Here is a 20654-nt window from a genome sequence, read left to right on the forward strand (position 1 = left end):
CTTTTACATAAAATTGATAAGCAGTTTTTATTTTGATTCACCACACAACTTTAAATTCATCATTAAATCTGACTCATTAAAGGCTTAGCAGGCATTTAAATAATACGCGGCAACTTTAATTGTTCAGTGATCGTTATCACGTATAAATAAAATCAAAAAAAACAGACAAAAAAGCATCGTTCAAGATGATAAATACGTCGACAACAACTATCGAACCGATCACAAAAAACATGTGCTCGCGATATCAAAGCAGGAATAAATAGTGATTTACATCATATTTAAACCTAAGACATAACCAGAAAAAGGCAGGCAAAACCACATTAAAAACAATGATATACATAGAAACCCGGTGGTAACCGGAGTCGTTGAAAAACATTCAAAACGAATTCTAAAGTTGCCATTAGAAAAACTAAAACGAGACAAATAAGCCAGGCTAAACAGGCTATAAGGATATCTTAACCACCTTATTAGCCAAACTTATAACCAGTTTAAAGAAACTAAATAAACACACCGATATTAGCCAGACTAATATATCCGTTAGAAACTCTACCTACAGAAAAAACACATTCAAACCATAAATGTGAAGTGTGTAACATCGAATTAAATATTTCTGATCTTATAATTTCCACACAGTCAATCAACAGAATGGCAAATACAATTTATTTATCGTCTATCTGTAACGACTCAAGGTTTAACTTATTAATATCAAGAGTCGAAAACCCTGACATAAACTAGGCCAGGTTAGTCGACAACATATTAATGTCATCTCGTTATTGATGAGACAGTAAATAAACACTGATAATTTGGAGATATAATGAAAATTATTACCTGCTATAAACTGGTCCCCGAAGAACAAGACATATCGATCAATGGCGACGGCTCAGTAGAGACCAGCAAGGCTGCCCCTAAGATCAACCCATTCGATCTCAATGCCGTTGAAGCTGGCGTACAGATAAAGTCTATGGTCGAAGGCAGTCAGCTGACCGCGTTAAGCGTTGGTGGCAAGGCACTGGACAATCCAAAGGCACGCAAAGATATCCTCTCTCGCGGCCCGGATGATCTGACCTTAGTGATCGATGAACAGTTTGAAGCCATGCTCCCCCATCAAACCGCACGTGTGCTTGCTAGCGCAGCGCGCAAATGCGAGTTCGACCTGATCCTTTGTGGTGATGGCTCGGGCGATCTGTTCGCCCAGCAGGTTGGCATGCAATTAGGTGAGCTACTAAATGTCAGCACCATCAATGCCGTCAGCAAGATTGTCTCGGTAACCGAAAACACCCTGACCGTCGAGCGCGCATTGGACGATGAAGTCGAAGTGCTGGAAATCATGCTGCCTGCAGTAGTCTCGGTATCTGCCGACATCAACGAACCTCAGATCCCATCGATGAAGACGATTCTGGCTGCGGCCAAGAAACCCGTTTCCACGCTGGACACAGAAGCGCTTGAATTGGCAGCCCTACCTAAACTGGTCGACGCCATCAGTGTTGTCGCACCTAAACAGGCCGAGCGTGCACAAGTCATCGTCGAAGGTGACGATGAGGCACAAATCGCGGCCTTTGCCGACCATCTACGTAAAGCACTTAACTAATCGAGGGGAATACGATGAGCAAACTGTCAAATGTATGGGTATTTAGTGATATTGCTGCACGTCTACCCGAAACGATCGCCGGTGGTCGCGCCCTGGGCGAAAAAGTATCGGCCTTTATCATCGGCAGCGAAGCCGATATCGCGACCGCCTATTCCTATGGTGCCAGCCATGTCTACTACCTAGGCAACAAGGCCGACACCCAGATGATCGAAGACTTTGCGACAACCATGAGCCAGGCCATCAAGGATGGCGAGAAACCTGCACTGATGCTGCTACCGGCAACCAAGCGTTGCAAGGCGCTGGCGGCAAAACTCAGTGTCCAGCTCGAAGCAGGCCTGATCAACGATGCAACCGAGGTGACACTCGACGATGGCGTCGTTGCCAAACACATGGTGTACGGCGGCCTAGCCATCGGCACCGAGCGAATTGCCTCTACTGTGGCCTTAGTCACCCTTGCCAGCGGCGCCTTTGAGCCACAAGCGGCCGATACCTCATTAACAGGTGAAGGCGTTTCCTTGCCCTTCGTCGCCCCTAAGCAGGCGATCACCTGCATCGAGCGCCGCGTCAAGCAAGGTAACAGCGTCGACCTAGGTAAGGCCAAACGTGTTATCGCCGTCGGTAGCGGTATCGGCAGCCTGGACAACCTGGCGCTCGCCGGCGAGCTTGCCGCCACCTTCCAGGCCGAACTCGGCTGCTCTCGCCCTATCGCCGAGACCGAGAAGTGGATGGAGCGCGAGCGTTATGTGGGCGTGTCGGGTGTGATGCTCAAACCCGATGTCTATCTTGCCCTGGGGATCTCGGGACAGATCCAGCACATGGTGGGCGCCCTAGGCTCTCAAACCATCCTCGCGGTCAACAAGGATAAGAATGCGCCGATCTTCCAATATGTGGATTACGGCCTGGTGGGCGACATCAACAAGGTACTGCCTGCACTTATCCAGGCGATGAAAGCCTAGGCTGAACAAGGCAAGTAGCCAGGCCGCTGGCTTGGCTACTTTCCCCCAACAGAAGAAGAGTGACTAGATATGTCAGAAGAAGCATTTGACGCGATCGTCGTTGGTGCCGGACTCGCAGGCTGTGTTGCCGCCTATGTCCTGGCCAAAGAAGGCGCCGATGTATTGGTGATCGAGCGTGGTAATTACGCCGGCAGCAAAAACATGACGGGCGGCCGCCTCTACGCCCATAGCCTGGAAAAGATCATCCCAGGCTTTGCCAAGGAGGCCCCCATAGAACGCAAGGTCACCAAGGAAAAGGTCACCTTCCTGACCGATGATACCGGCGTCACCCTGGACTATCACAATGGCCGCGATCAGAGCCCGGTGCAGGAGTCTTACACCCTGCTACGCGGTGAGTTTGACCAATGGCTACAGGGCAAGGCCGAAGAGGTGGGCGCACAATTTATCACCGGCATTCGTGTCGATGAGATCCTCACCCAGGATGGCAAGGTCATCGGCGTCAAAGCCGATGGCGACGAGCTCACGGCAAAGGCAGTGATCTTGGCCGAAGGGGTCAACCCAGTGCTGGGCGAACAGTTAGGCATGGTGAAACCTAAGGTGAGCGCCGATGCCATGGCGGTTGGCGTGAAGGAGTTGATCGAACTGCCTGAAGCCGTGATCAAAGACAGATTTAACCTGCAGGATGACGAAGGTGCCGCCTGGCTGTTTGCCGGCTCTCCCTCTAACGGCCTGATGGGCGGCGGCTTTATCTATACCAACCGCACCAGCATCTCATTGGGTATTGTCTGTGGCCTGCATGGCATAGGCGAATCGGATAAGAGCGTACCTCAGATGCTGGAAGACTTTAAGAATCACTCGCTCATCAAGCCGCTCATCGAAGGCGGCAAGCTGCTGGAGTACTCAGGCCACGTGGTGCCCGAGGCAGGCCTGAACATGGTGCCTAAGCTGGTCGATGATGGCGTGCTTATCACGGGTGATGCCGCCGGATTCTGTCTCAACGTAGGCTATACGGTGCGCGGCATGGATCTCGCCATCGCCTCTGGAGAGGCTGCGGCCAAGGCAGTACTCGCGGCACGCGCCCAGCAAGACTTCTCGGCCCAGGGCCTGAGCAGCTACCAGAGCCTGCTGGAAGAGAGTTTCCTGATGAAGGACATGAAGCTGTACAAGCAGCTCCCCGCCTTCATGGAGACGCCACGCATCTTCAATCAGTATCCAAAGATGGTGGCCGACATCATGCACGAGATGTTCATCATAGACGGAACCCCTGCCCAGCCGCTGCGCAAGACCCTGCTCAAGCACTGTAAAGAGGTGGGGTTCATGAACCTAATCAAAGATGGTTATAAAGGAGTCACATCAATATGACCGAAGCAGTCAATGTCGACGTGAAATTGGGTGTCAATAAGTTCTATGTCGATGAGGGACACCCGCACATCATTTTAAAAGACAATCCCAATATCCAGGAGTATCGCAAGCTGGTAAACGCCTGCCCCGCGGGTCTCTACAAACTGGAGCAAGACGGTAGTGTACGTTTCGACTCCGCCGGTTGTCTGGAGTGCGGCACCTGCAAGTTTCTCTGCGGCGAGACCATTCTAGAGAAGTGGGAGTACCCGAGAGGAACGTTCGGCATCGAATACCGTTACGGATAACACGATATTAAATGGATTTATATATTTAGAGTCTTTAATCGTTATTATCGCGCCAATAATACCGTCATGAATGTCGACTATTCAGGCAGCTGAATATTAAACCCGGCATTATCAATAAAATTTATTTTATTGTGCGCGATAAAAAATAACCAAAGCCCTACACCGATCACGAAGTTATAAATTAACAATTAACAGACTTTAAAACTGAACAGAAAACTTGGTTACATCACCGTTTACAAAATGTAAACCAGATAAAATAACAGCGCAGGCAACAGATTATAAAAAAGATCATATGTACAAATTTAAACCTATGTACATTTTAACGCCTGACACAACCCAATTGGTTGTGATTTAAATTAACAAGTTAAGTCGGTGGTTAGAAGCATGAAATCAAAGAAGAGTTTCGATGATTTGGAGTTTACTCCGCTTCATAAAAAAATAATGTTATGGGGAAGTGGTGGTCCATTCCTCGATGGTTATGTCTTAGTCATCATTGGGTTAGCCTTACAACAGCTAACCCCCGCCCTAGCACTGGACGCCCAGTGGATCGGTCTCGTCGGCGCCGCAACCTTAGTCGGCCTGTTTATCGGCACTGCGCTATTTGGCTATGTCGCCGATCTGTTCGGACGCAAACTGATGTTCATGATAGACATCATCGCCATCGCCGTCCTCTCCTTCGCAACCATGTTCGTCTCCTCTCCCATAGAACTGGTGATACTACGCTTCCTCATCGGCATTGTCATCGGCGCCGATTACCCCATCGCCACCTCTATGGTTGCCGAATTCTCGCCAACCAAACAGCGCGCCTTCACCATGGGCTTCATCGCCGCCATGTGGTATGTGGGCGCGACGGCCGCCAACATGGTGGGTTACCTGCTGTACGATGTGCAAGACGGCTGGCGCTGGATGTTTGGCAGTGCCGTCATCCCCTGTTTAGTCATCCTACTCGGACGATTCCATCTGCCGGAATCCCCAAGATGGCTGCTGAAGAAGGGACGCACCGAGGAGTGCAAACAGGTGATGAACCAGTTTTTCGGCAAAGATATCAGCCTGAATTTTGAAACGGCGGAGCAAACCAAATACAGCAAATTATTTGAGCCGGTTTATCTGAAACGCATCCTATTTGTCGGCATCATCTGGACCTGCCAAGTGATCCCTATGTTCGCCATATATACCTTTGGCCCCGAGATCATCGAACTGCTGGGCTTCACCGACGGCAAAGATGCGGCCCTGGGTAATATTGTCATCAGTATCTTCTTCATGGCGGGCTGCATTCCGGCCATGTACTGGCTCAATTCCATCGGCCGTCGCCCCCTACTCATCGGCAGTTTTGCCATCATGACAGCGGCACTGGCATTGCTTGGCGTGGTCAACAACCCCAGCATCTGGCTGATTGTGGCGGCGTTTGCCATCTATGCCTTCTTCTCTGGCGGCCCGGGGATCCTGCAGTGGCTCTACCCTAACGAGCTGTTTCCGACAGAGATTCGCGCCTCGGCGGTGGGAGCCGTGATGTCCTTCAGCCGCATAGGCACCATTGTTTCCACCTACTGCCTGCCACTCTTTATGGCGAGCTATGGCATATCGGCCACCCTGCTGGTTGGCGCGGCGATCTCGCTCCTGGGTCTGCTGGTATCTGTCTTTATGGCGCCCGAAACCAAGGGACTGGCACTAGAAACAACCAGTGCAGCCGACTTTTAATAGGTATTTCATGACGAAACCATATCCATATTAAAAACAAGGATAAATAGATTAATAAATAGCTAACCAGAACATTAATCAATCAAGAAATAACACTATCTATAAATCATTACCACTCTTGCTGAGTTCAGGTAAGGAGGCTTTACACACTTTGAAAACAACAGGATATATATAAATTCTTATATCAATAAAGAAAAAGTAATAAGTAAACACACTGCAACACAGATAAATAATTAATTTGGAAATATGATGATGAATAAAAAAACATTTTGCCTTTCTATTTTAGCCAGTGCCATGGCACTGAGTAGTTTCAATACTTTTGCTGCCGAAGAGGATGGCATTAATATTCACGGCGCCGTGCGTGTTAACTATGCCTATAAAGACTATAGCGAGAGTTCTAAGGATAAAGGCGGCGACTTTTCATTCGACATGGCCTCGCTAAGATTCGACGGCAAGCTAGGAAACTGGGGATTAAAATCAGACTATCGTTTCACCTCTGGCACCAACTACATCAAGTATGGCTACGCCTTCTATGATCTCAACCCAGAGTGGCAACTTCAGATGGGTATCAACCAGGTGCCTTTCGGTAACAGAGATTATATTTCAAATAGTTACTGGTTCGGCCTGCCCTACTACCTGGGCTTCGAAGATGACTATGACATCGGCGTAAAAGCCACCTTCGAGCGCAATGGCTGGCATACCGACATGGCCTTCTACAAAGGCGCCGAGTACGGTCCAACCGAAAACAAGCGTTATGCGGCCGATCTCTACACAGGCACCATTAACGGTACCGAATACAACAACGAAGAGACCAATCAGATCAACCTGCGCCAGACCTATACCTTCGAACATCAGGGCGGCACCACCACGCTGGGTGCATCCTTAGAGGCCGGTCAAATCTACAACGCCAAGACCGGCAATAACGGCGATCGCTACGCCGTCGCCGCCCACCTCAACACAGTATTCGATGGCTGGAACATTCAACTGCAGGCGATGCAATATGAGTTTGATGCAGCCGATGCCGTCGATGACAACAAGATTGCCGTATCTGTGGTGAGCTGGCAGTACGAGGTGGCTTCAAAGGGGCAGATCTATAACCTGAACATAGCTAAGACCATCCCTACCGATTGGGGCAGCATCAAGTTCTACAACGATTTCGGTCTGATGACACCTGACGTTGAAGATGAGACCTACGACAACAGTATGCAAAACGTCTTAGGTGCCGCGCTATCGGCAGGCCCAACCTACACCCATATCGACTTTATCATGGGTAAAAACATGACCTTCTCTACCGCCAACAACGACCACGTCGGTCTACCCGAAGTGGGTGATGATTGGGACAAACGTATCAACATCAGCATGGCCTACTATTTCTAACCGCCAGTGTGGTTAATCGGCTATCGGACGCCACCCTCATTCGATAGTCGATGACCACCTTTAGGGTCAGCTCCGAGTTCGTTTAACGCTGTACGACTACCTTTTGGCCCAGCCTTCGCCCCGTCGAAGGCTTTTTTTAATTTATCAATGAGGTTATCAGCGCATGTTCAAGCTTAAAAACCTAGCCGTTAATCACAAGATAGCGCTCGCCTTTAGCTGTATCGCCGTTGCCATAGTGGCTCTCAGCATGATGCTAATTTCGGGACTCAATCAAACACGTGACAATATTCTCACCCTGACGGATGAGGTGCTGCCCAACGTCTTGCTGGTCGAGAAAATTAAGTTTGTCACTATCTTCATTCGCCGAGATCAATTCAGTTTTCTTCCCAGTATTGGCGACCCCGAAATGACGAGCTGGATGCAAACGACAGACGATATGATCCAAGATGTCACTAGGATGATCGACTCCTACGAGAAAGCCATTAAAACCGACGCCGAGCGTCAGGCGTTTATACTGGCAAGAACACATTGGCGCGATTACCTCGCCGCCCAGAGTGGCTTTAACGAGATAGTGTTGAAACAAGATTTAGCCGGGGCAAACACTTACCTGCTCAGTTCATACAAGCAGTTCAACAAGATGCAAGAAGCCCTAAACCAGCTCACCGCTATCAATGTGACCCGTACCGAAGCCGACAGAGTCAGCACCCTAGAAGGTGTGAGTCGCACCAGCATTAAAACCTATATAGGTATCGCCGCCGTATTTGTACTTATGGCATTGATGACACTTCTACTGGGCAGGCAGATTCGCGCACCGCTGCATGCCGTGATGCAGATGGCTCAGGCAATTGCCAGTGGTGATCTGACCTATAACATAGATCGCAAGCAGATAGGCACAGATGAATTCGGTCAACTAGCCGATACCTGTATCAGCATGCAAAACAATTTAACGGCCTTGGTAACTCAGATCAGTGCCGCGGTAGAGCAGCTAAGCACCTCTATCGAAGAGGTCAGCGCCATCTCTACCCAGTCTTCTCAAGGCATGGCCGCGCAGCAAAGTGAAATCACCATGGTCGCCACGGCAATGCAGCAGATGCAGGCCACGGTCAATGAAGTCGCCATGAATACAGAGGAAGCCTCTACATCGGCCAACGCCGCCAATGACTTTGCCGACCGAGGCAACCAAGAGGTCAAACATAATATCCAGGCCATCGAACGGGTCTCCACTGTGATCGACGAGGCCGGAGAAATGGTGGCGCAACTGGAGAAGGACTCTGCCAGTATTTCCATGGTCGTAGACGTGATTGGCAGTATCGCCGAACAAACAAACCTGCTGGCGCTCAATGCCGCCATCGAGGCCGCTCGGGCCGGCGAGCAAGGCAGAGGCTTCGCGGTAGTTGCCGACGAAGTGAGAACCCTGGCCGGCAGGACTCAAGATTCTACTCGTCAGATAGTGGAGATTATCGAGAAACTGCAACAAAGAGCCGTCGAGGCCGGCAGCGCCACCAAACAAAGTTGTGAGATGATTCGTCGCTGTGTGTCACAGAGCCTGGCAGCCGGCGATAAGATAAGCGAAATCGAAGTCGCCGTTGCACAGATTGCAGCGATGAACATTCAGATCGCCAGCGCGTGTAGCGAACAAAACTCGGTGACCGAAAACCTCAGCCAAAACATAGAGCGAATAAATGTCTCCTCGGCAGAGGCTGCTCAGGGTGCCAGCCAGACGGCCCAGGCCTGTATTGAGTTGAGCCAACTCTCCCTGGAACTAAAAACCATGGTCGATCACTTTCAAACGACCTAGGGTTCCCTCCCGCTGCGATGATAGCTATCTGGCCCTGTGGTATTTACCCCAGGGCCTTTCTGTTTCGCTTAACGGATAAGATTGCAATACAATAACAATTCACTCTCTAGTAGCTTCAACATTAACCACTAAAAATAACAGAATAGCCATGGCCCGCCCCAACAAGAAAGCCCCCAGCCGCAGCGTCGAAATTTACTGCGCCCAATGCAAGACGCGCCTGTTCAAATATCGAAAAGGAGGAAAAGGCGCCCTGGTCAAATGCTTCAAGGAGCGCATCGTTGAGGACGACACTCATACGCCCTGTCACTGTCCATACTGTGAGCAATGCTTTGCCCGTGACACCTTGATAAGAGGCGTACCCGCTTTTAAGATTATCGGCGGCAAAGTCATAATGAAATAGCTAACCGTTTGCGAAGTAAGGTAAAAATATTTAGTCTTGGTTTAAAACCATTCGCAGTGGCTAAAGGAATCGTAAACTTAAATGGATGGCCCCATGGTATTCGCCAAGCGCTCACAAAACGTCTCGATTGCCAGCCCTGGGTTAACATCATGGCTGAAACTTGCTATGAGCCAGACCAGGTTCATGCTCGCCGCCCTGGCCTTGATACTGTTTAGCGTTAATAGCAACGCCTGCGAACTCATCATGGGCTATCGCACCAGTGAGCGCCTGCCCTACATACATGCCGAGCCGGATAATCAGGGGCTCTATCTTGCGCTTTATCAGCTAGCCAGCGAGCGAATTGGTTGCTCACTCAAGGTGTACAGGGCACCCAAGAAGCGAATACTCAGGGCGCTGCGGCTAGGCAAGGTGGATTTCTACCCTGGCTTTGGCTTTACCCAAAAGCGTAATCATTATGCTTACTTCATTGCCAATGGTCTGTTCGAGAGATACACGGGGATCAGCCACTCGGGAATAGAGGAAATAAGCTCACTCAATGATCTTGTCACCACCCCCTACGTGCTGCTCATTTCTCCCGGCGGCTATGATCTCGATGGCATTCCCAAGGGGGTCATTACACGCCGCCCCCCCGAGATGGATGCCGCTCAGGCCTTTGAGCTGTTGAGCACGGGTAAGGGGGACTTTTTCAGCTATGACGAGACAACAATAAGGTATGAGTTGGCACACCATCCTCATCCAGAGCTCAAGCTTCACCCCAAATGCTGTGAACCGATGCGCGACATGTACCTGGGATTTTCACGGGCCAGTCGCTATTTTAAGACCTCACCCAATCCCGATTACGATCCCGGCCAAGCCGACTCCATCGCCAACAGAAGACGGCTCTTGATGCCCGGCAGTAAGGCTCATGCCCTGGCCGACGAACTGGAGAGAATGCGTGCCAGCGGTGAGACAGAAAGGATAAGAGAGAGCTTTTTCGCACCGAGTCAGGTCAGCCACTGACATGACTTCTGCCTCACACAGTCAATGACTTGAATAGCTTGAGTGACTGAATGATGGCTTGAACAACGGCTTGAGCAAAAGCTTAGGCAGTGCCTGCGACTTTATTGTGTCACAATCTGCGATTATGCTATGACTGGCTATAGGCTAAGGCCAAATCCAAGCTTGGCCTGTTGCATCGATCGCTCACTAGACTAAACTGCGTCGGTGAAGGCTAATGGATAAGCGAAATGGAAAGCATAAATTGGCATAGGAAATTGGCATAAGGAAACAAGGATGAACTCACTACTCAAGGCATGGGACGCCACCCCCGAATTACTAAAACCACTCGTTGCTCTGGCATTATTGGGACTCTTGTGTCTCACCGCATTTTTCTTCGGCCGGATGATCGGCCTGCTGCTCTACTAAGCGCTAACGAATCGTCAGGCTAGCATCAATCGCCAGACGCGCTGGCGATTGTCTCGGCAAGGCAGAGATCACTCCCGGTTTTGCATGAAATCTTCACTGAAGTCGGTTGGCCAATACTTATAGCCTTGCACCGTCGCCTGAGCCGCCGCCCCCATCAGATTGACCTGGTAAGTCTTCACCCCGTCGAGATCCACAGATTGATTGGCCGACATCTGCTCATCATTTTCCTTGTATTTGGCACTGGCCTCGGCCTGAGCCTGGCCCTCATAACCCGAGTCCTTAAACCTTTGTAGCGCATCAGGTTTCATGAACGCCTGCACGAAGGCCATCTGCTTCCAACCTATTCCCGCTCCCACACCACCGGTTGCAAAACGATAGTAGCTGTTGCTGCCCCCTTCACTGAGTACACAAATTCCACCACCCGTAGACAAGGCAAACAGATAACTGTTACTGCCAGTGCAGACCACATGGGCGATCGAATTGGCCACGGCCGATTTAGCAGCGGGATGCTGCGCATAGATACTGGCCAGAGCCTCCTGGGTCTCCTGGCGCGCGTTGGCCTTCTTCGCCTCAGGCGTGTTACCCGTCGCACAACCCGCAACAAGTGTTACCCCGATAAATGCCATAAGTGTTTTTTTTGTCGAAAATGTAAACATACCAACTCTCTCTTAACGCTAGCACAAAATGCGCAAAATAATATTAAACAACTGAATATAAAGCAAAAATTTAATAGGCCGCGTAATATAGTCACCCCCTTAGACAAAGCAACAACGAGGAGTCATTTATGGGATCTCTGTACGAATTTTATTCACACCCTAGATGCGTGCCCCACACTCGTCCCCTTCACTCGTGTCCCACATGAGAAAGCGATAGCCGCGCAGGGATCTCAAGCCCCAAGATGTGGCTAGCGCAAAAGAGGTAACAGACGCCAAAGAGGTAACAAGCGTTAAGGCGCGACATTTTGTCTCGCCACAGCCTTAGTTCAGCGATCCCTGTAGCAAGTTAAATGCCCTGCCAAACTCCCCTATTGCTCAGAGAGTAAAACTCGGGTTTGATAGGCCCAACTATGACGAACAGGGATTTCTAATCATGAAATATCAGTGGTTTCTCGGCACGCTTTTCATCGCTGGAATAAGCACTCAGGTAGTCGCCCACGAGGCGCCCATAGAGTTTCGCGCCGCCGGCAGCCTCAAGGCGGCCATGACAGAGGTGATAGGTGCCTATCAGGCCAAGAGCCATAGCGAGGTTGCGCCTCAGTTTGCCCCTTCGGGACTACTCAGGTCGCGTATCGAATCGGGGGAAAAGGTGGATCTGTTCGCCTCGGCTAACATGAAACACCCTACGACCCTGAGTAAGGCATCTCGCAGTGGCGATGTGGTGATGTTTGCCCGCAACAAGCTCTGCGCACTGGCACAGCCGGAAGTGGCGCTCACCAGCGACACCCTGCTCACCCAGATGCTAAACAGCAAGATACGCCTTGGTACCTCTACGCCAAAGGCCGACCCTGCCGGCGACTATGCCTTTAAGGTCTTCGAGCGCGCCGAACACCTATCGCCAGGCGCCCAGCAGCAGCTCGAGACCAAGGCGCTGCAGCTCACGGGAGGCCCTGACAGCGCCAAGCCGCCAAAAGGCCGCAACCCCTATGGCTGGGTGATGGAGAACAAGCAAGCGGATATCTTCCTCACCTACTGCACCAACGCCGTGTTGGCGCAGAAGGAAGTTAAGCCCCTGAAGATAGTCCAGCTACCGGATAACCTGAGTGTCGGCGCAAACTACGGCCTGACCGTAATTCAGGATGCACAGCCACACGCCGCCGAACTGGCGCTGTTCATCTTGTCGCCTCAAGGACAGAAAATTCTGGCTAGCTACGGCTTCGATACACCGACACTGCCTTAGCTAAATGCCAAGGGGCTGATGACCACCAGCCCCTTGATTATGCGTCACAGCAATAGCAATTGAATCACTCGTGATTGAAAAGATCGAGCGCCGCCCGGCTCATCGCCTGAACACCCGTCTCTATGGTAGCAGGATAATCCGGTGCAAACTTGCTGGAGTGCAGCGAGGGTAGACTCGCGCCCGATGCCTGACTGGCGTCATAGTCGGCCACAGGCACGGCGCCCAACCAGAACAGGGTAATAGGTCTTTTAGCCGGCGTTAGCCCATACAGACCAAAATCTTCGCCCGCCATCACAGGCGATGCCTCCCAAACATTGTCCTCCCCCAGCTGCTTGGCGATACTCGCCCTGACCCTAGCGGTTTGCGCGGGGTCGTTGTAGGTCGACGGAATACTCTCCTCCTGATGCACATACACCTCTGGCCATTCGGCCTCGGTCAAGCCCGCGCTGATGGCGATCCCCTGAGTGAGGCGCTTAATGGCGGCGATCTGCTGCTCTCGCACCTTAGGGTCATAGGAGCGTAGCGTGAGTTGTAGCTTCACCTCGTTGCCTATGATGTTATGTTTCGAGCCACCGTGAATGGAGCCTACGGTGATCACATTGGGTGCCAGTGGCGAGACTTCCCGGCTGACAATGGTCTGCAGGGCCAGTACGATGCGCGCCGTGAGCACCACAGGATCGACCGTGGTATGAGGATAGGCACCATGGCCGCCGCGTCCCTTAACCCTGATATCCACGGAGTCCACGTTCGCCAGGGCATAACCCGGCGCTATCGCCACCTTACCGGCAGGCACAGAGGCGCTGACATGTAGGCCAAGGATATGATCTGGGGTCGGGAACTGGCTAAACAGCCCCTGCTTCAGCATGGCCTTGGCGCCACCGCCCACCTCCTCGGCTGGCTGAGCCACCAACATCAAGGTGCCCTGCCATTGATCTTTTTGCTTGATCAACTGCTGCGCCGTGCCAACCAGATTGGTCATATGCACATCGTGGCCGCAGGCGTGCATCACCCCCACCGAATTGCCTTGGGCGTCTATGGTGGTGACCTTGGAGGCGTAGTCTTTGCCCGTCTCCTCGACTATCGGCAGGGCATCGGTATCGGCGCGGATCATCACAGTCGGCCCCTCGCCGTTACGGTAGATCCCCACCACACCATGACCGCCAAAGCCCTGAGTCACCTCTATGCCCAGAGCCTCGAACTCGGCCGCCATCCTCTCGCCGCTACGCTTCTCATGGTAGGAGAGCTCCGGGTGTTGATGCAGATCCAGATAGAGGCTGGAGAGCGCGGGCATGGCTTGCTTAACCGACAGCGACAGCCCCTCACTCTGGGCCCAGAGGCTCTGGCTAGTGCTAAGGGCTACCAGAGCCCCCAGCAAACAGGATTGATGAATGAATTGGCGTAACATGCTTGACTCCATTGCCTAAATTTTTTCCACAAGATCTCCAGCATAGCGACTCTTAACGACGAAACCAATCCAGGGGTCATTACCGCACCCCATACACCAACTATGAGGCAAAAGAGAGTTTTGGCCCTCCCTTGCCATTTGCCCGGCGAATCGGTAGTTTCATATGCTTGTACCCGGACACGTATACGTCCAGCTAGTCACAAGAACAAAGAAAGGACTTTTTGATGGGGAATATTCTTTGGGTCGCCTCCTATCCCAAATCGGGCAACACCTGGGTTCGCGCCTTCCTTGAAAACTATATCCAAAACACCGAACAAGGGATCGACATCAACACCATGCACAAGATCTCGACCGCGGAGTCGGCGGCGCACCGCTTTCAAGCGCACCTGCAAGATGGTCGCCAGACGACGGACCTTAGCCTAGAGGAGATCTGTGCCCTCAGGCCCACGGTGCAGGCCGATATCGCCATGCAGGCCCAGGGCACCACCTTTGTGAAGACCCATAACTACCTGGGCACCTATAAAGAATATCCACTGCATAACTCTTCGGTCACCTCGGGATCCATCTACATAGTGCGCAATCCCTTGGACGTCACCGTCTCTATGGCCAACTATTTCGGTTATAGCATAGATGAGACTATCGCCTACATGGCCGAGGAGATGACAGGCACCCCTAACGAACCCGAAAATGTGCCTCAGGTGATCACCTCCTGGTCTATGCATGTCTCCAGCTGGACGCAAGATCCTGAGGATGCCAAGCTTGTCCTGCGCTACGAAGATATCTTAGATAACCCCAAGAAGGTGTTTCGCAAGATAGAATCTTTCCTCGGCCTGAAGAAAGACCCCAATCGCCTCAAGAACGCCATCAAGCACTCCTCCTTCGCCCAGCTTAAGGCCCAGGAAAGCAAACGCGGCTTTGTGGAGAAGCATGAAAATGCCAAGTATTTCTTCCGCCAGGGCAGCAAGAACCAGTGGCGCCAGGTACTGAGCGACGAGCAGGTAGCGAAGATCATCGAGCACCACGGCGAGCAGATGGCGAGATTTAAATACCTGCCGGGCAAATAACACCTGCCCTTACCCAATAAAAAACGCAGCCAAGGCTGCGTTTTTTATTGCGCGTCGACATAGACGCAAGATAATAGAAGAAAGCTATAGACGAGAGCTATAGACAAGAGCTATAGGCGGTAACTTAGACTTAACTTGGCATTGCGCTCGGCGCCCGGCATGCCACCGAGGAACATGGCTTTTTCATAGTATTGCTCATCCAGCAGGTTGTTGACGTTCAGCTGTACCTGCCAATTGTCGGCCTGATAACTCACCGCCGCATCCATCACTGTATAGCTAGGCACGTAGCCATCTGGGATACCAAATGATGAGGAATGTGTGCTGCGATCATCGACATATTTTGCCCCCAGGCTGATATTGAGCGCATTGGGCAAATTAAACCAGTCGGCACCATAGGTGACCCAGGTACTTGCCGTCACATAGGGAACCCCTTTCTGGCGACTATCGAAACTACTGCTATTGGGATCTTGTTTGTCCCTGGCATCCTGGTAGACACCATTGAGGTTAATCGACCAGCGGTCGCTGAGATGCGCATTCAGATCGAGCTCAACACCCTTGGTCTCTTCACTGCCATCATAGAAGTATTGCGGCACATCTGGGCCTGAGACCCCGGCTTCGTAATCCTTGTTATTGTATTGCAGATTGGTACGCGAACTCTCAAACAGGACGATTGAAGCCAGCATCTGATCATCAAATGCCTTAAATCGCACGCCAAGGTCATTGCTGATAGACTCAGAGTCTTCGCGATCCGTGCCATCCCCTTGCAGGCTACCCAATATGCTATAAGCGGTGCGTCCTTTGGAGTGATTAATGAAGAACGACAGGTTTTCGCTCGGCATATAGGTGACGCCCAAGTTGTAGGTCACCCCATCGTCTGAGGTATCGGCTTCAGGCGTCGGTTCTGCACGGCTGGCACTGTAACGCGCATCGACACCATAATGTTCATAGCGTTGGGAAATATCATTGAATGCGATGCCCACACGCGTCGTAATACCGAAATCAAAGTAACCCACGTGTTGCAGCCCCAAGCCCCATGCTTGCACCTTCTTGTCATAGTTACTGGTCATCAGCGGATCGTAATCTTCAAACGCCCCCTGGGCCCAATTGGGTGAGCGGATGTCAAAAATGTAAGGTAACTGTCCCTGGTAGATCACCTCACCCGCTTTATTCTTAATCACCTTATCCGCATCATAGATGGAATATTGTTTGAAGCGGATGTTTCTATCTTCAAAATTTGCGTTAACTAACAGCTCATTATCAATACCGGCAAAGGAAAAGTCATAACGCAGATCGGCAAAGTACTGCCAGGATGTCTCATCGGCCTCAACCTGGCGATATTCCTGACGACGGGCGGCAAAGGGATAAAGCACATCATCGACAACTAATGGCGCGCGAGGATCGGCATTGATAGTTCCACGGCGGTTCCAGTACACATAGTTATACGCCCCGGTCTGGCGGGCAAACCCCGACTGATAGTCGCGATACTGCAACTGCTGATTAAGGAACAGATTATCGGCGAAGAAGATGTTGTGAGTCAGCTTAAACCTTAGCTCCTCGCCCTCGTTGTCTTTCGCCATGGGGGAGATGATCCCCGCCTCACCGAAGGCGTAGGGCGTCAGTCCATCGCCAGTAGCGAGGGAGTCGGCCAGCTGTTGGCGTTGGGCTTCAGTGAGCTGTAATCCGGCGTCAGATGGGTCGTTGACCAGATCTTGCCAGCTCACCTCTCCTGCGGTTTTTCCGCCTACCGAGGCCGCATTGTAGATGCGAATGGGGTGCCCGATAGAATCCACCGCTATCGCATCTTTGATATAGGCCGCACTGAACATGATATCCTGATCATCGCTGAGCAGATATTTCAATGAGGCGTAAGCCTCGTCCCTGTCGGTGCCTATGTCGCGATAGCCATCGCTTCTGGCATGCTTGGCCACTAAACGATAGGCCAGCTTGTCTGTCATAGCCGCAGTGCTGTCTATGCCCCAGGAATAGCTATCCCACTGACCGACTTCTGCACTGAATTGGTGGCTGGCATTAAACTGCGGCTTCTTCTCGATAAGATTTATCACGCCGCCCGCACTGCCCATGCCATACAGCCCGGTTGCAGGGCCCTTTAATACCTCGACCGACTCGACATTTGTCAGTGAGCGCGTCGGGTTGAAGGTATTCCCCAGTCCGGCGCCACCATACATGCCATCATAAGTGTAGTTCGCCCCCAAACCACGGATCACGATATTATCGCCGATGCCATAGTTGTTACCCGCCTGGGTCACACCACTGATGTTGCGCAGCAGCGCTTGTAGCTCTGTCGCCCCTTGTGTGGTGATTAACTCTTCATCCACAACCACCACTGCCGCGGGTGTTTCCATGAGTGACATATCGGATTTAGTCGCCAGACCTGAGTTCATCACGACTCGGTTCTGCCGGCCATATACGGTAATGCGTTCGACGTCCGGCGAAGCTTGTTGCTCGATACTGGTACTGTCTTGTTGTGCCGATACCGACAAGGACACGGCACACCCTAGCGCGACTGCTGATAAGCGCATCTGTTTCATCTGTTAATAATCCCCATTAGAATTGCACGCAGATGATAACGATTATCAATACCGTTTCAATATGATAAAGTCAGGTGGATACAATTACGCAATCTTTGTAATTGTTTATAAAGGATTTAATTGGATTTTTTTACATTGTAAATGCAATTTAAGTACAGGCTTTTCGATGGCATAGCTAAATTTAGGGGATAAAAAAGCAGCCCAGAGGCTGCATCTTAATCATCGGCACTAAAGCACTGACAGCTAAAACTGATAATGCACGCCTAAATAGACATTGCCCCAGTCGCTATCGAGCTGATCCGTTAGGCCAGTGGCATCGAGATCTGTGTATAGCATCTCATAGGCAACGCGCACATTGACCCCATTTTGAAACGCCATGTTAAAGCCCGCGCCCCACAGCCAACCGTTGCCGTCGTAGTCCTGATCGGCCTCGACCTTAGTGGCCGCGATACCGGCCTTGATAAACATAGAGTAGGTATCATTGAAATAGTGGTGAAACTTGGCCGCGAAAGACAACTGATTGGCCTTCACATCACCCACATCGACAAAGTTGTCGGTACGAACATAGGTGCTCTCGACGGCGAAATTCTTACTGAAATAGTAACCGCCGTAGAGGCCATAGCTGATGGCAGACTCGTCAAACTCTCCCGCCTCAAGCTGAGAATGACCCGCCATGGCTCCCAGGTAATACCCCTCAATATCGGCAACTGCCATCGCCGATCCCGATACGATGAGACTCGCCAAGGACAGTGCCAGCAAAGATACGCGCTTCATGCTTCCCCTAGTTACGAAACAGTTAAAATGTAGCTAGCATACTAGACTAAAAATCACATTAAATTAAGCCTTTAATTACATCCTTGTTAAAAATTCGACCAAGGTATAACAAGCTAGTGAGACAAGGGATTCCCGGCCATAAAAAATGCAGCCTAGGCTGCATTTTCTCTCAACCGGCCCGTCATCTTTCGGGCAGGTCTACAGGCTTGATTGGTAGCAATTACTGCTTCTCATCCTCGGCGGGTCCAGTAAGGGGCTTGTTACCCGAAATCATCGCCGACACCAGTCCAGGCTGATGCTTGATCTCCGCCACTATCACCCCGGCCACATGCAGCACTATCATCAGGATCAGTAGATAGACGCTATACACATGCACCTCGCCGGCCAGCGACTTATAGGGCTTCAATAGCGCCACCTTCTGCGCATCGACGCCCGTATCATCATAGGGCTTGATGCTGGCCCCCTCGACGCCAGGCTGAGCGATATAATCGCTAACGGCACCGCCAAATGGCGGGTAGTAGATATCGGTTCCAGCGCGCACTAGGCCAGTGAACATGATGGTCAGCAACAATAGCATCATGGCAAAGATAGCCAGGCGCCCCATGGGATTATGGTGCAGATACTGGGGCGACTCGCCCTTGGCCAGCTTGGCCTTGTAGCCTGATAATCCCTTGAGATCCGGAATGAACTGACTCAGGCGGGCGCTATGACTGCCGATGACGCCCCAGATCAGTCTGATAATCAGATTAATGGCAAACAGGTAACCAACCCAGACATGCAGTTTCTTCAGGCCTATCTTGGCTTCCAGACCGCTGATGCCGATATCGCCCTTAAACAGCATTAGCATGCCTATGAAGATCAACACCATGACTAAGCCAAGGTTTATCCAGTGAAATAACCGCGTGGGCTTGTCCCACACCTTGTAAACCTTCACCTCTTGATTAAATGCCTCGTGTGACATCGTCTCCCCCATTTCAGACGTTTATCCATTGGCTAATAATATACGCCTGTTGGGGGCAAAATTTTGTGAAATATGCTTCATGGCAAGGCAGCTTAACCTTAATTTCTTTATGGTTAATTGATCTCGCCACAAAGGAAGATCTCGATAACTTTGTTAACCCTGCTGGCGGCGTCTGATAAGGCTCAACCAGCCCAACCCCAGTAGCCCGAACAGCCAGCCTACTGAGAGGCTACCGCCACTCACCTCCACCTCGGTGATGACTTCATCGACCACATACTCGTCGCGATCGGCGCTCTCCAGCGGCAGACCATAGAGGTCATCCACATCATCGCTGCTGATGGTAGCGACGATATCGCTGTAGCCCACCTCATAGAGGTCGATCAACACATCGTAGTGATCCGTCGGATAGCCAGTGTGCAAGGTGGTCAGCACCTCAAAATCATCATCGGTGGCATCGTCGACTATGGTGAACACATCTGTGGTGTGGTACAGCTCCCAGGGCCCGCCGTTACGACTCAGGTAGAGATCGGCGTAGACGTCGGCATGCTCGCCCACATAATAGCTGTGGACGTCGGCGTCGAAGGTCACGCTGAAGGTGCGATAGAAACCATCATAGTCGAAGTCTTCAAACAGGCGGCTACTGGCCTCATAGATAACGAACTCATGATAGATCCCCGCCTCGAGGCGCTGAGCGGAGGACTTGAGCACCTTAGTCCCAGCATCGGATGCGCCTTGCGTCAGTGCCTGACGCTCGGCAATCACCTGATCACGTGTCTTACGCGGAGCTGGTGCCACCTCTTGCTGTTTGAGCAATTCGGCGCTTGCCTGCTGCGAGTCTGTCATGCGCTGCCCCGCGCGGCTAAAACCTTGGGCCAGGGTCTGCTGATCCTGTACTACGCTAGTCGATGCAGAGCCGACTAAACCATTTAGCTCAGCGGTATTGTCGGCCGCCATCACCACGCCGCTGCCCAGCATGGCCATTAAGGCTGTAGCCTTGATGGCGGTATACACCTTGCCCAGTGCGGAGGGGGTATGAGTTGCCTGCTGTTGGCTATGTTTCATCGTGAGTCTGTTCATAATCAATCTCCAATAAATGGACTAGGTCCTGCTTAAGGCCATTAGAATCGATCGAAAATGA

Annotated in this window: 18 protein-coding genes; 12 read left to right on the forward strand and 6 right to left on the reverse strand. The window is 51.4% G+C overall.

Translation table 11 applies throughout. The features are described 5' to 3' along the window. Positions 1-814: 814 nt before the first annotated feature. The 10 genes from fixA (at position 815) to L1D43_RS19875 (ending at position 10867) form a co-directional block, all read left to right on the forward strand. Positions 815-1588 carry a putative electron transfer flavoprotein FixA gene (fixA, locus tag L1D43_RS11140; protein WP_239851602.1) on the forward strand — a complete coding sequence of 258 codons (774 nt, stop codon included), beginning with the start codon at positions 815-817 and terminating at the stop codon, positions 1586-1588. Positions 1589-1602: 14 nt separating this feature from the next. Further along, positions 1603-2544 (forward strand): FAD-binding protein, encoded by a 942-nt coding sequence (locus L1D43_RS11145; RefSeq protein WP_239851604.1) that lies wholly within the window; start codon positions 1603-1605, stop codon positions 2542-2544. Positions 2545-2613: 69 nt separating this feature from the next. Next, positions 2614-3906 (forward strand): FAD-dependent oxidoreductase FixC, encoded by a 1293-nt coding sequence (fixC, locus tag L1D43_RS11150; protein WP_239851606.1) that lies wholly within the window; start codon positions 2614-2616, stop codon positions 3904-3906. Beyond that, a complete protein-coding gene (locus L1D43_RS11155) occupies positions 3903-4190 on the forward strand; it encodes a 4Fe-4S dicluster domain-containing protein (protein ID WP_041509237.1) in 288 nt (95 codons plus the stop codon). The genes fixC and L1D43_RS11155 overlap by 4 nt, the downstream gene beginning before the upstream one ends. Positions 4191-4631: 441 nt before the next feature. Next, a complete protein-coding gene (locus L1D43_RS11160; protein ID WP_239851607.1) occupies positions 4632-5888 on the forward strand; it encodes an MFS transporter in 1257 nt (418 codons plus the stop codon). A 249-nt stretch (positions 5889-6137) separates the two neighbouring features. Continuing rightward, positions 6138-7265: a hypothetical protein gene (locus L1D43_RS11165; RefSeq protein ID WP_239851609.1), complete on the forward strand. Its 1128-nt coding sequence runs from the start codon at positions 6138-6140 to the stop codon at positions 7263-7265. Between the two features lie 163 nt (positions 7266-7428). Then, on the forward strand, positions 7429-9063 hold the full coding sequence (locus L1D43_RS11170) for a methyl-accepting chemotaxis protein (protein ID WP_239851611.1): 1635 nt from the start codon (positions 7429-7431) through the stop codon (positions 9061-9063). A gap of 148 nt (positions 9064-9211) precedes the next feature. After that, positions 9212-9463 (forward strand): hypothetical protein, encoded by a 252-nt coding sequence (locus L1D43_RS11175; RefSeq protein WP_239851613.1) that lies wholly within the window; start codon positions 9212-9214, stop codon positions 9461-9463. 165 nt (positions 9464-9628) lie between these two features. Continuing rightward, a complete protein-coding gene (locus L1D43_RS11180) occupies positions 9629-10462 on the forward strand; it encodes an amino acid ABC transporter (RefSeq protein WP_239851615.1) in 834 nt (277 codons plus the stop codon). Between the two features lie 273 nt (positions 10463-10735). After that, on the forward strand, positions 10736-10867 hold the full coding sequence (locus tag L1D43_RS19875; RefSeq protein WP_258406098.1) for a hypothetical protein: 132 nt from the start codon (positions 10736-10738) through the stop codon (positions 10865-10867). A 68-nt stretch (positions 10868-10935) separates the two neighbouring features. On the opposite strand, the gene L1D43_RS11185 is transcribed toward L1D43_RS19875, so the two are convergent. Beyond that, positions 10936-11493 (reverse strand): hypothetical protein, encoded by a 558-nt coding sequence (locus L1D43_RS11185; protein ID WP_235375344.1) that lies wholly within the window; start codon positions 11491-11493, stop codon positions 10936-10938. Between the two features lie 463 nt (positions 11494-11956). On the opposite strand from L1D43_RS11185, the gene L1D43_RS11190 reads away from it, so the two are divergent. Beyond that, positions 11957-12763, forward strand: coding sequence for a molybdate ABC transporter substrate-binding protein (locus L1D43_RS11190; RefSeq protein WP_239851617.1), 807 nt, complete (start codon positions 11957-11959; stop codon positions 12761-12763). A gap of 64 nt (positions 12764-12827) precedes the next feature. On the opposite strand, the gene L1D43_RS11195 is transcribed toward L1D43_RS11190, so the two are convergent. Continuing rightward, positions 12828-14168, reverse strand: coding sequence for an amidohydrolase (locus L1D43_RS11195; RefSeq protein ID WP_239851619.1), 1341 nt, complete (start codon positions 14166-14168; stop codon positions 12828-12830). Between the two features lie 224 nt (positions 14169-14392). On the opposite strand from L1D43_RS11195, the gene L1D43_RS11200 reads away from it, so the two are divergent. Continuing rightward, entirely contained in the window at positions 14393-15232 is an 840-nt protein-coding gene (locus L1D43_RS11200) for a sulfotransferase domain-containing protein (RefSeq protein WP_239851621.1), read from the forward strand. Positions 15233-15342: 110 nt separating this feature from the next. Here the strand turns inward: L1D43_RS11200 and L1D43_RS11205 are convergent, their stop codons facing one another. From L1D43_RS11205 to L1D43_RS11220, 4 genes are all read right to left on the reverse strand, one after another. After that, a complete protein-coding gene (locus L1D43_RS11205; RefSeq protein WP_239851623.1) occupies positions 15343-17781 on the reverse strand; it encodes a TonB-dependent receptor in 2439 nt (812 codons plus the stop codon). Between the two features lie 243 nt (positions 17782-18024). Further along, entirely contained in the window at positions 18025-18555 is a 531-nt protein-coding gene (locus L1D43_RS11210; protein ID WP_239851625.1) for an outer membrane beta-barrel protein, read from the reverse strand. Positions 18556-18775: 220 nt separating this feature from the next. Then, entirely contained in the window at positions 18776-19516 is a 741-nt protein-coding gene (locus tag L1D43_RS11215) for a cytochrome b/b6 domain-containing protein (protein WP_239851627.1), read from the reverse strand. Between the two features lie 153 nt (positions 19517-19669). After that, the gene (locus L1D43_RS11220; RefSeq protein WP_052813665.1) at positions 19670-20593 is read right to left on the reverse strand and encodes a choice-of-anchor H family protein; all 924 of its coding nucleotides are present in this window, start codon (positions 20591-20593) and stop codon (positions 19670-19672) included. Between the last annotated feature and the right edge of the window lie 61 nt (positions 20594-20654).

Source organism: Shewanella sp. Isolate8 (assembly GCF_022398495.1).
In the GTDB taxonomy this organism is placed as follows: domain Bacteria; phylum Pseudomonadota; class Gammaproteobacteria; order Enterobacterales; family Shewanellaceae; genus Shewanella; species Shewanella aquimarina.

Bases quoted from the DNA above. Each gene is read 5' to 3' on its own strand.
- L1D43_RS11160 (WP_239851607.1), top strand. From the start codon at position 4,632: ATGTTATGGGGAAGTGGTGGTCCATTCCTCGATGGTTATGTCTTAGTC.
- L1D43_RS11215 (WP_239851627.1), bottom strand. From the start codon at position 19,516: ATGTCACACGAGGCATTTAATCAAGAGGTGAAGGTTTACAAGGTGTGG.
- L1D43_RS19875 (WP_258406098.1), top strand. From the start codon at position 10,736: ATGAACTCACTACTCAAGGCATGGGACGCCACCCCCGAATTACTAAAA.
- L1D43_RS11155 (WP_041509237.1), top strand. From the start codon at position 3,903: ATGACCGAAGCAGTCAATGTCGACGTGAAATTGGGTGTCAATAAGTTC.
- L1D43_RS11205 (WP_239851623.1), bottom strand. From the start codon at position 17,781: ATGAAACAGATGCGCTTATCAGCAGTCGCGCTAGGGTGTGCCGTGTCC.
- fixA (WP_239851602.1), top strand. From the start codon at position 815: ATGAAAATTATTACCTGCTATAAACTGGTCCCCGAAGAACAAGACATA.
- L1D43_RS11220 (WP_052813665.1), bottom strand. From the start codon at position 20,593: ATGAACAGACTCACGATGAAACATAGCCAACAGCAGGCAACTCATACC.
- L1D43_RS11170 (WP_239851611.1), top strand. From the start codon at position 7,429: ATGTTCAAGCTTAAAAACCTAGCCGTTAATCACAAGATAGCGCTCGCC.
- L1D43_RS11210 (WP_239851625.1), bottom strand. From the start codon at position 18,555: ATGAAGCGCGTATCTTTGCTGGCACTGTCCTTGGCGAGTCTCATCGTA.
- L1D43_RS11200 (WP_239851621.1), top strand. From the start codon at position 14,393: ATGGGGAATATTCTTTGGGTCGCCTCCTATCCCAAATCGGGCAACACC.
- L1D43_RS11175 (WP_239851613.1), top strand. From the start codon at position 9,212: ATGGCCCGCCCCAACAAGAAAGCCCCCAGCCGCAGCGTCGAAATTTAC.
- L1D43_RS11195 (WP_239851619.1), bottom strand. From the start codon at position 14,168: ATGTTACGCCAATTCATTCATCAATCCTGTTTGCTGGGGGCTCTGGTA.
- fixC (WP_239851606.1), top strand. From the start codon at position 2,614: ATGTCAGAAGAAGCATTTGACGCGATCGTCGTTGGTGCCGGACTCGCA.
- L1D43_RS11145 (WP_239851604.1), top strand. From the start codon at position 1,603: ATGAGCAAACTGTCAAATGTATGGGTATTTAGTGATATTGCTGCACGT.
- L1D43_RS11185 (WP_235375344.1), bottom strand. From the start codon at position 11,493: ATGGCATTTATCGGGGTAACACTTGTTGCGGGTTGTGCGACGGGTAAC.
- L1D43_RS11180 (WP_239851615.1), top strand. From the start codon at position 9,629: ATGAGCCAGACCAGGTTCATGCTCGCCGCCCTGGCCTTGATACTGTTT.
- L1D43_RS11165 (WP_239851609.1), top strand. From the start codon at position 6,138: ATGATGAATAAAAAAACATTTTGCCTTTCTATTTTAGCCAGTGCCATG.
- L1D43_RS11190 (WP_239851617.1), top strand. From the start codon at position 11,957: ATGAAATATCAGTGGTTTCTCGGCACGCTTTTCATCGCTGGAATAAGC.